Here is a 12,494-nt window from a genome sequence, read left to right as displayed (position 1 = left end):
CAGTTACACGTTTGTATTCTGCTTCTGTTTCATAACAGGGATCATTGTAGCACCATTGATTTGATGTTGCAACCCCCAAAATCGGCCAAGTGAAAACGGCTTTGCCGTCCTTTTAAAGGACGGTACCGTTTCAGCGACAAATAGAAGGATCATTTATAGCGTGAAGCCTATATATTCTTATATTTTAGAGCTTCTCCGGCTGCTCCAGATCCGGCTCATCTTCCTTCTTCTGGGCAAGACGCTGCAGATGAATCGTCAGATAGCTGACCTCTGCAGGATATACCGGGATATGCACACGCTGCTCGATCACCTTCGTCAGCTTCCAGGCAAGCATGTACATCTCGGGATACTCCCGCTTCATCAGTCCGTCCAGGGACGAGGTCTCGCGCACCGTCTCTCCCCGGCGCAGACGTTCCAGAACGAAGCGTAAATGGGTCACCAGTCTCGAATAATCCAGCGAATCCCGCGGAATATGGTATTCCAGATTATCCTCTACCAGCCCCACCAGATCCCCGATTAGCTGGGAATGCTGCTTCACCTCGGAGATATGGCGGTTGCTGAGCGCACTGACAATATGCAGGGCCACGAAGCCAATCTCATCCGGCGGCAGCGCAACCTCCATCGCTTCGTTGATCCGGTTCACCGCATATTCCGCCAGACTGTATTCCTCCGGATAGATCTCCCGGGTCTCGTACAGAAACGGATTATGAATAGCCATATGCTGCTCGCTTCTGCGGATCGCAAAGGCAATATGGTCGGTCAGGGCGATATGGATATGCTCATTCAGCGCCTGGCGGCTGCTCTGCATAATATGCAGCACAATCTCCTGAACCACCTCAATCAGCTTCTCGTCTACCTGCGGTACCAGCTGCTTATATTGCTCCTGCTCCTCCTGGCTGCGCAGGATGAACATCTTCTCCACAGAGGACAGATTGATCCGGTCGCGCACTTTGCGGTTGAAGCCGATCCCCTTGCCGATGACCACAACCTCGGCATACTGGGGATGCTCGGCAATGATAACGTTATTATTTAGCACCTTGCCCACGGTAATGCTGCTCACTTGCGACACCTCTTTTACTTCTGAATCCCGATCTATTCCGGCAGCACGATGCATGTTCAACGTGTGTGATTCGTTACCTTAAGCTCCTATCATAACATCAAGAATCTCAAATTAGAAGTGTGCCGCAAACCGCCCGAAGGCTTATTTCACCCGAAACGTCCGGCCCGAGAATCTGTATACCATAATCAGGGCAGCCAGCATATAGAGCACAGCCGATAGCACTACGATCACGGCAAACATTCCAGGCTCACTCTTGAACTGCATCGCAATGAATCCTACCCCCAGCACGACACTGTTCACAATCGTAAAGAACGGATTCTTCACATTCAGCTCCGTGCTGTAGGGCTGGAAGATATAGTACATGAACAGATGATGCACCGAGAAGAACAGGGACAGCGCCACAATCGTCACGCAAAAGAGTAAGGCATCCCCCGCGCCCCAGCGCTCGGCCGACAGCATGAGCAGCAGATTCACCGCCAGGCAGATCGCGGCAGCCGGGATGAGATTAAGCATGCTTAGACGCAGCAGCCGGATGCGGAAGTTGCTTAGAATCGCCGACTGTTCACGGTAGAATCCGTAGCGCAGCAGACTGAGATCGCAGTTATAGAACATCGCCTTACAGAGGCGTTCCCCAATAGACGTATAGTTCATAATGATCAGGAAGGTCGGCAAGGCGGTAATCAGGTAGTGAGTCAGTATGGTAAAAGTGGATTGCGACAACAGCATCGTCAGCACAGCGGCGGCAAAGAGCGAACCAATGATCACCAGCCTGCGCTGTATCGGGCTGGTAATCAGCCGCCGGTGGCGTGAGAAGAAGATCGCATTCAGGTAGGCATACCCGCTTTTCCCCTCGAACTGATTCGGGTTCCGGCGCTCCGCCGTGTACGGCACATCCTGGGTGGCAACATCCTTCACCCGCGCCTCTTTCATCATCCGTCCCATGTCGAGCAGCGGATCATCGATTTTGGTGACGGCATCGACGGCATTCTTGTAATCCTTATAACGGGCGATATAGACCGCGCTTAAGGCTCCTAGCACCAACACGCCAAGCACCACAGGCAGATTGAACAGCATCCCGCTCTCTACTACCGCAAATCCGGGAACCAGCGGAATATAAGCCAGCAGATAGCCGGCGCCGATGGCGGTCCAGACCCAGCCTATTTTTTTGACAATGACAATTCCATAGCGGTCAAACACCAGCAGATGCAGCGCCTCGCAAGCCGTACGCCAGAACGTCAGCAGCAGCGCAAGCACCGCCCCCTGCCACAGCGGAGCACCAAGCAGGCTCCCGAACAACATCATCGCCGGAATCATAGTAACCAGGAAGCTGATCCCGCGCAGAGTCAGTGTCGTCCGCATATATCGCTCCGCCGGCAGTCTCATCAGCTTCACGAATATGTATTTATCCCGCTTCGGCTCCAGAATAATGGCACTTGAGACCGCACCCGTCAAGAAGCTTAAGCACAGCAGAATCTGCAGATAGAGCTGGTACTGGACGGATAGGGATAAGTTGATATCGTTGCCGATGAATGTCACCGGGAGATAGATCATGATCCCCAGATACGCAAATTTGGTTATAAAAGCCATGAGTACCTTCAGAATATGCACGATAACGGATAAGGTCTGCTTCAGCTTGGTCTCCGAATAGACAGAGGCCGGGATCTGCTTGCCCAGCACCGGGAGCTTACGGGCATAGAACATCAGCCGGTTGGCACCGGACATCCCCCGTACCTCCAGAATCGCCTTCAGCGTCCTAATCATGGTCCTCATCCTTCAGCAGGGCAATAATCTGCTCTTCGAATTCCGGACTGCGCAGGGTCTCGGCCGGAATCTCCTTCAGCGAGCCGTTATTCAGAATAACCAGCTCATCGCAGAGATCGGCGGCCAACTGCAGAATATGAGTGGAGAAAATAATGATATGATCCTGCTTCATCTCCCGCAGCAGCTTCTTGATCTCCAGCGCCACCACCACATCGAACGAGGTTAACGGCTCATCCAGCAGGATCAGCGGCGGCCGGGAGATGATAAAGCACAGCATCTGAATCTTGTTCTTCATTCCGTGGGAGTAGCCCTTGATCAGACGGTGCCTGTCCTCCTCCTCAAAGCGGATGATGTCGAAATACTCCTCGATGGTCCTATCCGCGCTGATCCTGCTCTTATTAATGTCCATGTAGAACTTCACAAACTCATAGCCGGTCAGGAAGTCAGGCAGAATCGGCAAGGAAAAGACGTAGCCAATCTCCTCCTCAAGCAGCGGAAGACTCACCTCATCTCTGCGCAGAAAAGCCCCGCCGCTATCCATACGGATCTCCCCGCTCAGGCAGTTGAATAACGAGGTTTTCCCTGCACCGTTGCGGCCAAGCAATCCGTAAATTTTACCTTGCTGGAAGGTAAAGTCTATGCCCTTCAGCACTTCCCTGCCGTCAAAGCTCTTGCGTATATTATCCAGTATGAGCTCCATGCCTCTGCCTCCGTTTCCGTTTCCGTATGAAAGATAAGAATTGTCTGTTTTGTTAATCTTACTAAAAAAAGGTATGGCTGGCGTTGCTGCTGCCTGCCATACCTCGCTGGCTTGCTCTTATCCCTCAGGGTGTTCTGAAGGTTCCGCCGGGGCCGGGGCTGTTGGCGTGAGCGGAGCAGCCGGGGCCGGTCTGGTGACCACAGAGGTGATTGGTGCTGCGGTATGTCTGACGACATCCTTCTGTGCAGATTTGCCTGTGGTCAGTCCCTTGATCAGCGCCTCGACATCAATGCCGGATACGCTCTTAAGCATCTCGGGAGCTGTGGACATCAGCTGGGTCACATAATTGCTGACCCGTGCAGCTCCTTCTCCGTTGCCTGTATCCACTACAGTCAGCTTGTCGATGGACGCCAGCGGCTCGGCGATCTTGCCGGCCAGCTCAGGCAGCATTTTGACGATAATATCTAGCACTGCCGCCTCGCCGAACTTCTGGAAGGCTTCCGCCAGCTTCTCCTTGGCTTCCGCTTCGGCCAGACCGCGTAGCCGGATAACCTCGGATTCCGCTTTACCCTTAGCCAGTTCAGCATCGGCGATCGCCTGACCTTCCAGACGCTTCTGCTCGGAGGTCGCCTGTGCCTGCTTCTCAATGCTGTACTGCAGCGCATCGGCTTCACGCATACGCTTCGCCTTGTCGGCTTCAGCCGCCTGCTCCACCGCGTAACGGTCAGCTTCCGCTTTCTTCTTCACTTCGGCGTCATACTGCTTCTCGCGCACCTGAATTTCCTTGGCCTGGATGTCAATCTCGCGTTCCTTGCGGACGAGCTCAACCTTCATCTGCTCCTCCACCACCGTCTGTTTGGCACGCGCCTCCTGAATGTGGTACGCCTGGTCAGCTTCCGCTTTGGCGGTATCCTGATCGCGCTTGAACGCGGCGACCTTGAGCTGGTTCTCCTTCGACGCTTCGGCAATGTTGGTATCTCGCAGCAGCTCCGCCTTCTGCCCCTGCTCCTCGGCATTGGCCTTCTGAATCCGCGCATCCCGCACAGCTTCGGCTTCAGCAATCTCCGCATCCCGCTTCACAGCGGCAATCCGCGGTTTACCCAGCGCTTCCAGGTATCCGTGCTTATCGCGTACATCCTTGATGGTGAAGGAGACAATCTGGAGTCCCATCTTCTTCAGGTCACGGGCGGCAACGCCCTGAACCTCCTGGGCGAAACGGTCACGGTTGCGGTAGACCTCTTCCACAGTCATCGTACCGAGGATTGCCCGCAGATGTCCTTCCAGCACTTCCTGCGCTTCACTCTTCAGCGATTCAATCGGCTTGCCCATGAACTGCTCGGCTGCCGTTGCCACATCTTCTGTGGAGCTTCCGACCTTGATAATAGCGACCCCGTCAGCGATAACCGGCACGCCTTGCTCGGTGTAGACCTCCGGGGTCGTCACATCAAGCTTATGGGAGAGCAGTGACATGAACTCCGCCTTCTGGAAGACAGGCAGAATGAACGCACCGCCGCCGCGGACGATTTTGATTTTGCGGCCGGAGCCGTCATCCGAGATATGATTGTTGCCCAGGAAGGAACCGGTGACTATCATGCCTTCATCCGGGCCAACCGTCTTGTAACGCGCCCAGAACGCCAGTCCGAGGACAAGCAGTACGGCGATTACTATCGCAGGTATAAATAGGGATTCTGGAATATTCTCTAGCATCATAAGTCCACTCCTTTTCTCTCTTCGAATTCAGACACAAGTGCTACACCCTCGCGTACCTCCACGACTACAACCTTGATCCCGGCCGGCAGTGCATGCTGCTCGAAGCTGGCCGCCGTATGCAGACTGTTGCCTGCACCGAACTTCACCATAATCTCGCCATAGCCTGTGCCGGGAACCGGAATGGTAACCTCTCCGATTCTCCCCGGCAGTTCACTCATGGAGAAGCCGTTCGACATCTCGCTGTTCCTCATTGGCTTCACGACAACCAGGTGCATGACAACTCCCATAAACGCCGCAATCAGCAGGGACAAGGCAAGAATTACGCCATCTTCCAGTCCGCTGTAACGGCTAAGCAGCACCCCTGCCCCGCCAAAAACAGTGATCCCTCCAGCCAAAAGGGTCGGATTAAAAAAATCAAAGGATACAATGTCAAAAACCCCGTCCAGAGCGCTCCCAATCAGGTCGCCTACCACTACACTGACTACAGCAAATAAAATACCCAGCACCAAACAGCCCAAATACAGCGTTTGCATGTTAGTCTCCTCCCGTCATTGCTTCCGGACTGTCATACTAGTATAAACGCAACTGTCATGCCCTTGGTTTCACAAAGTTGGGTATTGCTCTCATTAATGTATGCCGGAAGCGGGAAAATTAACAGACAAAAGAAGCCGCCCCCGTAGAAGGGAAGCGGCTTTACTATTGACAGCTGAATTACAAAGCCATCTTATAAATCTCAACAACATCCTCGCGCTCCAGCTTGCGGAAGTTGCCGAACGGGCCGAAGCGGACCGCCTTGTCGGCCATACTGCCGATTTCGCTGTCGTCGATGTCGTAATCGCCGAGCGTCTTCGGAGCGCCAATGGAATCCCAGAAGCGGCGGAGCGCTTCAATGCCTTCGAGGCCGGTCTGTTCATCGGTTTTGCCGGCAGGGTCAATCCCGAACACGTTCACAGCCAGCTGGCGGAAGCGGGCAGGATTCGTGCTGAGGTTATATCTCATCCATTGCGGGAAGAGAATCGCCAGGCCGCCGCCGTGGGGAATATCATACACAGCGGATACGGCATGCTCGATGTTGTGGGTAGCCCAGTCACCGGCAAAACCCATGCTGACCATACCGTTCAGGGCCATCGTCCCGCAGTACATAATGGTCTCGCGCAGCTCGTAGTTGTTCAGATCCTCAATCAGCTTCGGCGCTGTCTCGATCACGGTGCGAAGCAGGGTCTCGCAGAAGCCGTCCTGCACCGGCGTGTTGCCGTCAGTGTGGAAATAATGCTCCAGTGTATGGGACATGATGTCCACCATACCGTATACCGTCTGGTCACGCGGCAAGGAGAAGGTGTTCTGCGGATCAAGGATCGAGAAGGCCGGATAGGCGTGGATGCTGCCCCAGCCCATTTTCTCCTTAGTGACCTCATTGGTAATGACAGAGCCGCTGTTCATTTCAGAGCCGGTAGCTGCCATTGTCAGCACCGTTCCAAGCGGAAGGGCCCCTTGCGGTGCGGCTTTGCGTTCCACGAAGTCCCACATATCCCCTTCATATTTAGCACCGACGGCCACCGCCTTGGCACAATCCAGCACGCTGCCGCCGCCGACGGCAAGAATCAGGTCGATGTTATGCTCACGGCATAACGCTACACCCTTATGTACCGTAGAGAGGCGCGGATTCGGTTCCACGCCGGCAAGCTCGGTAACTGCGGCACCTGCCTCAGCCAGTTCGGCAAGGACGTTGTCGTACAGGCCGCTGCGCTTGATGCTGCCGCCGCCGTACATCAGCAGGACGTTCTTTCCGTATTTCGGCACCTCGGTACGGAGTGCCTGCAATGTTCCCTGTCCAAAAATAAGCTTGGTAGAGTTATAAAATTCAAACTTGCGCATATGGGTAAACCTCCATGAGTATGTGTATGTGAAGCACTTGTCTATTATAGTCCTCCGGCTTGGCGCATTCAAATCGAACCGGACGGAGACAGCATACTTTACTCCTCCACCTGTAGTTGGACTGAGATTCCGTTATTTTGGAAAATCTGATCAAATGACAGGATAAACGGACTGAGATTCCGTTAAGCGGCCTGATATCCGTTATTCTACGCTCAAATGAACAAGATAAGCGCTTCTCAGTCCGCTTCATCCTCATTTAATAGTTTCTGAGGGATATAACGTCTTCTCAGTCCGTTTCACCCGCAGGCTTCAGTAATTAACCCCCAATAGAGAAGAATATCCTCATTTCCCAATGACAAGAAATGCCCCCGCCGAATCCGGCAGGGACAATAGATTATGCAATCATTAACTTAAGCAAGGTCTCAGTTAAACCCGCTGCTGTTCAGGAACCGGCGGAAGGCCGCCTGTCCTTCCGGCGTGCGTTTGTAGACTCCGGCATGCTCCAGAATATGAGTGAACTTCGTACCCACCTCATTCTGGATGGCCTTCACCGCTTCTTCACGGTTCAGAGAAGTACTGAAGCGGCTTACCAGCTCTACAATCCAGGAAGCATGCAGCGCCAGCGGATGATCCTTGCCCTCGCTCTGGACAGCTCCGAGAAGCGCGGTATCGCCCGCCAATATACCGGCGATGGCGTCAAGCTCTTCCTTAAGCCGTCCCGGCAGAATCGCCAGGCCCATGACCTCAATGAGGCCGATGTTCTCCTTCTTGATATGGTGCATTTCCCGGTGCGGGTGGAAGATCCCTTCGGGATATTCTTCGCTGGTCCGGTTGTTGCGCAGCACCAGATCCATCTCGTAGCCGCCGTCCTCTGCCCGGCGCACTATAGGCGTAACGGTGTTATGCGGCACGCTCTCGCCGCCCTCTTCGCTGAATGCCAGCACTTCGGCGGCCGGATCGCTATACGTCTTCCAGGACTCGTAGATATGGTTGCCTGCCTCCAGCAGCACCGCCGGATCTTCCGCATGCATCCGCAGCACGGACATCGGCCACTTCACGGTGCTTAAGCTGACACCGGGATACGAGGCATGCGTGAAGGTATCTTCCTTGGGGGCCTTCTGGATCGGGAACGTATGCCGTCCGCCCTGGAAGTGGTCATGGGTCAGAATGGAGCCGCCGACAATCGGCAGATCGGCATTCGAGCCGATGAAATAATGCGGGAAGGCTTCCACGAAGCTAAGCAGACGCTTCAGCGTATCCTTCGTCAGCTTCATCGGCACATGATCGTGGTGGAACACGATGCAATGTTCGTTATAGTACACATAAGGCGAGTACTGGAAGAACCACTTCTCGCTGTTCATCGAGAGCGGGATCACGCGCAGGTTCTGGCGCGGCGGGTGATTGACCCGGCCGGCATAGCCGACATTCTCGCGGCAGAGCTGGCATTTGGGATAGACCGGAGGCGGAAGGAGCCGGGCCATGGCGATTTCCTTCGGGCTTTTCTCCGGCTTGGAGAGATTGATCGTCATCTCGATATCCCCGTATGGTGACTCCTGGAGCCAATAGACATTCTTCGCCACCCGGTCCATACGGATATAATTGGAATCAATGCTCAGCTTATAAAAGCGGTCCGTCGCCGCCTGAATGCCCTGCTCTGCCCGGAGAGCGGCAAACTCCGCATTCACCTCGGACGGACGGGCCATCAGGAGGCCCATAATCTTGGCATCCAGCAGGTCGCGGTACGTATCCGTATTCTCCGGGATCAGTCCGAGACCGAACCCGTAATCAATCAGCTGGTCCAGCGGGGCCTGCGGGCTGTCCAGCGGGCCTTCAGTGAACTCACCGGGATACGGCTCGCTGAAGCCGAACTGGTCCAGGAGTTCATTGCGGCTGTAATCCACATCTGCCGGCTGGATCAGTCCAGTATGTCCGGCAAAGAGAACCAGCTGTTCAATCGCATACAGCGCCTTCTCAGCGGCAGCAGCCGTACTATTATCGTTCTGCATTTCATTTCTCCTTCTATGGTGCCTTATGCGGCGCTTGGCATTCTGTCTGGTTCACCTTCAGGCAATAATCAGAGCTGCTGCTTACTCCCCGTATCCCTGCGGATTAGCGGAGTGCCAGCTCCAGGCGCTCTGAATGATGCCTTCCAGGTCGGTATGCTGCGGGTCCCAGCCCAGAATCTCCCGGGCTTTGGCAGAGGAAGCTACGAGCACTGCCGGATCTCCGGCGCGGCGCTCCTGAATCACAACCGGAATATCGAGGCCGGTAACCTTCTTCGCTGTCTCAATGACCTGCTTCACGGAGAAGCCGAGGCCGTTGCCCAGGTTGAAGATATTGCTTGCACTGCCGCTGCGCAGATAGGTGACTGCACGGACATGCGCATCCGCCAGATCGCTGACATGGATGTAGTCGCGTACGCAGGTTCCATCCTCTGTCGGATAGTCTTCCCCGAACACAGCGATATTCTCGCGCTGCTTCAGTGCAGCCTGGAGCACCAGCGGAATCAGGTGGCTCTCCGGACGGTGGTCTTCGCCGATTTTGCCGCTGGCGTGTGCGCCTGCGGCATTGAAGTAGCGCAGCGCTACGTATTTGATGCCGAGCACTTTGTCGAACCAAGCCATCATACGTTCCATGGTCAGCTTGGTCTCGCCGTAGACATTCGCAGGCTCGGTGCGGTCGGTCTCTTCGATAGGCACCTTTTCCGGTTCGCCGTAGGTGGCGGCTGTGGAGGAGAAGACGATTTTATCCACACCGGCCTGTTGCATGGCTTCGAGAAGACACTGCGTTCCATAGACATTGTTGTCGTAGTATTTAACCGGGTCCTTCATGCTCTCGCCCACCAGGGAGCTGGCTGCGAAGTGAATCACCGCATCGATACTGTTCTCTGCGAACAGCTTCTTCAGCAGCGCCTTGTCGCGCAAGTCTCCTTCATACAGCTTGCCGCCCAGCAGCGCCTCACGGTGTCCGGTCACCAGATTGTCCAGCACCACTACCTCTTCCCCGCGGTCCAGCAGCTCTGCTACAGTGTGTGAACCGATGTATCCTGCGCCGCCTGTTACCAGAATCGCCATCTTATTTCACTCCTTTCAATTCTTCCACGCCGTTGCCGATGCCGCATACATAGAATTCGCCGGTCAGTCCGGTTCTGTTCTTGTAAGCTTCTCCAACTTCCGTTATGAACCGCTGCACATCATCCTCATGTACCAGCGATACCGTACATCCTCCGAAACCAGCCCCCGTCATACGCGAGCCGAGTGTGCCCGGAATACGCTGCGCCTCTTCTACCATCACGTCCAGCTCTTCGCAGCTGACTTCATACAGGTCGCGGAGGGATACATGTGAGTCATTCATATAGAGTCCGAATTGCTTCAGATCATTGTTCTTCAGTACTTCAACCGAGTCGAGCACACGCTGGTTCTCTTCCACCACATGGCGGGCGCGGCGTTGTACGGTTTCGTCCGAAATCTTATCCTGATGAAGCTCGAATTGTTCAGGTGTCAGCTCGGCCAGATAAGACAGGTTCGGCACCTCTTGCTTAAGAATAGCCAGCGCCTCGTCACACTGGCTGCGGCGCTCATTATACTTGGAGTCCACCAGGCCGCGCTTCTTGTTCGTGTTGCCGATAACCAGCTTATAGCTGCCAGTCACGAAGGGAACCAGGCTATATTCCAGCGTATCGCACATCAGCAGGATCGCATGATCGCGTTTGCCGTTGGCAACTGCGAACTGGTCCATAATGCCGGAGTTCACGCCGACGTACTGGTTCTCCACACGCTGGGACAAGAGGGCGAGCTCCACCGTATCTATCTCTCCGCCAAGCAGCGTCAGGAAGGCGAAGCCTGTTACTACCTCAATCGAAGCAGAAGAGGACAAGCCGGAACCGTTAGGAATTTCACCGTGGAACAGAAGGTCATAGCCGCCGGATACCGGCAGATCCTTCTTGGCCAGCTCTACCAACACGCCTACCGGATAGTCGATCCATTCGCCGGTCTTGGCTTTGCCGATTTCGCTGTAGTCAATAGAAGCTTCGTAAGGTAAATTCGTTGATGCGAACTGAACCTTGCCGTCTGCACGCGGACGCACGATCAGGGTGGTTCCGAAATCCAAGGCTGCCGGGAAGACGTAGCCTCCGTTGTAATCCAGATGCTCTCCGATCAGATTCACGCGGCCCGGGGCGTAGAATACCCTTGCTTCTTCCTTGCTGTCTCCATATTTCTCAATAAATTTGCTGTTCAGTTCCTGTGTGCTCAACATTGCCAATCCATCCTTTCGCTGCTTACGCTTTGGAATTCAACTTGCGTCCTTCATGCTTACATTATAATAAAATCAGACTTGCCCTGATAATGCAATCATGTGTGCAATATATGGACAAATGTGACTTTCACCTCTGAAGAGACTATACTCGGTAAGAAGCAAAGCGAACCGGCGCTCCCTATGCACTTAGCTATGGGAGCGATCTGATCAGGAAAGGCGGCTTGCCAGTGCAACATACCTATTCAGTAGGATCAAATCCTGTATATTACGATCAGCAGACGCTGCATGTACTCTTCGCCGGAGAGAGCCAGACCCTCCCGCTGCATCAGGCCGGTCCCAAGATCTACGATTACTACCTGCTGCATTATATTGAATCAGGCTCCGGTGTCTTCCGGACAGAGGAGCACACCTACGAACTGGGAGCCGGAGACTGCTTCCTGATCCATCCGGGCCAGCTGGTCAGCTACGTCTCGGATCAGCAGCAGCCCTGGCGCTACCGCTGGGCCGCCTTCACCGGCGGCGATGCCGGGCAGCTTGCACAGCAGGCGGGCTTCGCGCCGCTAGCCCCGGTGCTGTCTACCGCAGGCGGCAGTGTAATTCCCGGAGCGCTTGCCGGGATGATGTCCGCCTTCTATGCCAATAAGGAGAGCGCCGCCCTGACCTCGCTGGGTTACCTGTACCTGATCGCAGGGGAAGCGGCGGAGCTGCTGGTCTCCTCCTCCCGGCTGCCGGGTGCAGAATCACAGATCAAGCGGACGGTAAAACAGATGATTCACTACATGTCCTCCCAGTATGCCCATCCGGTCTCCATTGAACAGATGTGCGGCAGTCTGGGATATAACCGCGCTTATCTCTCCCGCATCTTCAAGCAGGAGACTGGTCTCTCTCCAGTCACTTACCTGCTGAAGCTGCGGGTGGAGAAGTCCCGCCAGCTGCTGCGTGAACGTCCCGAGCTGTCCGTGGAGCAGGTAGCGGCATCGGTCGGACTGACCGACGCCCTGTACTTCTCCCGGCAGTTCAAGCGCTTCTACCGCCAGTCCCCCACCGCTTACCGCCATGCCACGGTGAACCCCGGGGAGCAATAGACTTAGCGCCCAGAGCAACAGCCCGTCTCCTGAACAGGAAGCGGGC

General features: G+C 54.9%; 10 protein-coding genes. 1 reads left to right on the top strand and 9 read right to left on the bottom strand.

From position 1 onward, the window contains the following. Window positions 1-184: 184 nt before the first annotated feature. From glcT to MHH28_RS31120, 9 genes are all read right to left on the bottom strand, one after another. A complete protein-coding gene (gene glcT / locus MHH28_RS31160; RefSeq protein WP_405109330.1) occupies window positions 185-1,060 on the bottom strand; it encodes a glucose PTS transporter transcription antiterminator GlcT in 876 nt (291 codons plus the stop codon). A gap of 141 nt (window positions 1,061-1,201) precedes the next feature. Beyond that, window positions 1,202-2,821, bottom strand: a complete 1,620-nt coding sequence (locus tag MHH28_RS31155) for a hypothetical protein (RefSeq protein ID WP_405109327.1) — start codon at window positions 2,819-2,821, stop codon at window positions 1,202-1,204. Next, the gene (locus MHH28_RS31150; RefSeq protein ID WP_405109324.1) at window positions 2,814-3,521 is read right to left on the bottom strand and encodes an ATP-binding cassette domain-containing protein; all 708 of its coding nucleotides are present in this window, start codon (window positions 3,519-3,521) and stop codon (window positions 2,814-2,816) included. Before MHH28_RS31150 ends, MHH28_RS31155 begins: the two co-directional genes overlap by 8 nt. Window positions 3,522-3,638: 117 nt before the next feature. Beyond that, window positions 3,639-5,228: a flotillin family protein gene (locus MHH28_RS31145; protein ID WP_405117351.1), complete on the bottom strand. Its 1,590-nt coding sequence runs from the start codon at window positions 5,226-5,228 to the stop codon at window positions 3,639-3,641. Continuing rightward, window positions 5,228-5,764 carry a protease gene (locus MHH28_RS31140; protein ID WP_405109321.1) on the bottom strand — a complete coding sequence of 179 codons (537 nt, stop codon included), beginning with the start codon at window positions 5,762-5,764 and terminating at the stop codon, window positions 5,228-5,230. The genes MHH28_RS31145 and MHH28_RS31140 overlap by 1 nt, the downstream gene beginning before the upstream one ends. Window positions 5,765-5,942: 178 nt before the next feature. Continuing rightward, complete coding sequence (locus MHH28_RS31135) at window positions 5,943-7,106, bottom strand: iron-containing alcohol dehydrogenase (protein ID WP_405109319.1); 1,164 nt, start codon at window positions 7,104-7,106, stop codon at window positions 5,943-5,945. Between the two features lie 422 nt (window positions 7,107-7,528). After that, window positions 7,529-9,112 (bottom strand): UDP-glucose--hexose-1-phosphate uridylyltransferase, encoded by a 1,584-nt coding sequence (locus tag MHH28_RS31130; protein WP_405109316.1) that lies wholly within the window; start codon window positions 9,110-9,112, stop codon window positions 7,529-7,531. 81 nt (window positions 9,113-9,193) lie between these two features. Further along, window positions 9,194-10,180 (bottom strand): UDP-glucose 4-epimerase GalE, encoded by a 987-nt coding sequence (galE, locus tag MHH28_RS31125; RefSeq protein ID WP_405109313.1) that lies wholly within the window; start codon window positions 10,178-10,180, stop codon window positions 9,194-9,196. 1 nt (window position 10,181) lies between these two features. After that, complete coding sequence (locus tag MHH28_RS31120; protein ID WP_405109310.1) at window positions 10,182-11,363, bottom strand: galactokinase; 1,182 nt, start codon at window positions 11,361-11,363, stop codon at window positions 10,182-10,184. A 227-nt stretch (window positions 11,364-11,590) separates the two neighbouring features. Between MHH28_RS31120 and MHH28_RS31115 the strand changes: the two genes are divergently transcribed. Next, window positions 11,591-12,448: an AraC family ligand binding domain-containing protein gene (locus MHH28_RS31115; RefSeq protein ID WP_405109307.1), complete on the top strand. Its 858-nt coding sequence runs from the start codon at window positions 11,591-11,593 to the stop codon at window positions 12,446-12,448. Window positions 12,449-12,494: the final 46 nt, after the last annotated feature.

It is taken from the genome of Paenibacillus sp. FSL K6-1217, from assembly GCF_045040735.1.
In the GTDB taxonomy this organism is placed as follows: Bacteria; Bacillota; Bacilli; order Paenibacillales; family Paenibacillaceae; genus Paenibacillus_AQ.
Note: the sequence above shows the minus strand (reverse complement) of the source record. Positions and strands in the feature narration are given on the sequence as shown.

Bases quoted from the DNA above. Each gene is read 5' to 3' on its own strand.
- galE (WP_405109313.1), bottom strand. From the start codon at position 10,180: ATGGCGATTCTGGTAACAGGCGGCGCAGGATACATCGGTTCACACACT.
- MHH28_RS31140 (WP_405109321.1), bottom strand. From the start codon at position 5,764: ATGCAAACGCTGTATTTGGGCTGTTTGGTGCTGGGTATTTTATTTGCT.
- MHH28_RS31130 (WP_405109316.1), bottom strand. From the start codon at position 9,112: ATGCAGAACGATAATAGTACGGCTGCTGCCGCTGAGAAGGCGCTGTAT.
- MHH28_RS31135 (WP_405109319.1), bottom strand. From the start codon at position 7,106: ATGCGCAAGTTTGAATTTTATAACTCTACCAAGCTTATTTTTGGACAG.
- MHH28_RS31120 (WP_405109310.1), bottom strand. From the start codon at position 11,363: ATGTTGAGCACACAGGAACTGAACAGCAAATTTATTGAGAAATATGGA.
- MHH28_RS31150 (WP_405109324.1), bottom strand. From the start codon at position 3,521: ATGGAGCTCATACTGGATAATATACGCAAGAGCTTTGACGGCAGGGAA.
- MHH28_RS31145 (WP_405117351.1), bottom strand. From the start codon at position 5,228: ATGCTAGAGAATATTCCAGAATCCCTATTTATACCTGCGATAGTAATC.
- MHH28_RS31155 (WP_405109327.1), bottom strand. From the start codon at position 2,821: ATGATTAGGACGCTGAAGGCGATTCTGGAGGTACGGGGGATGTCCGGT.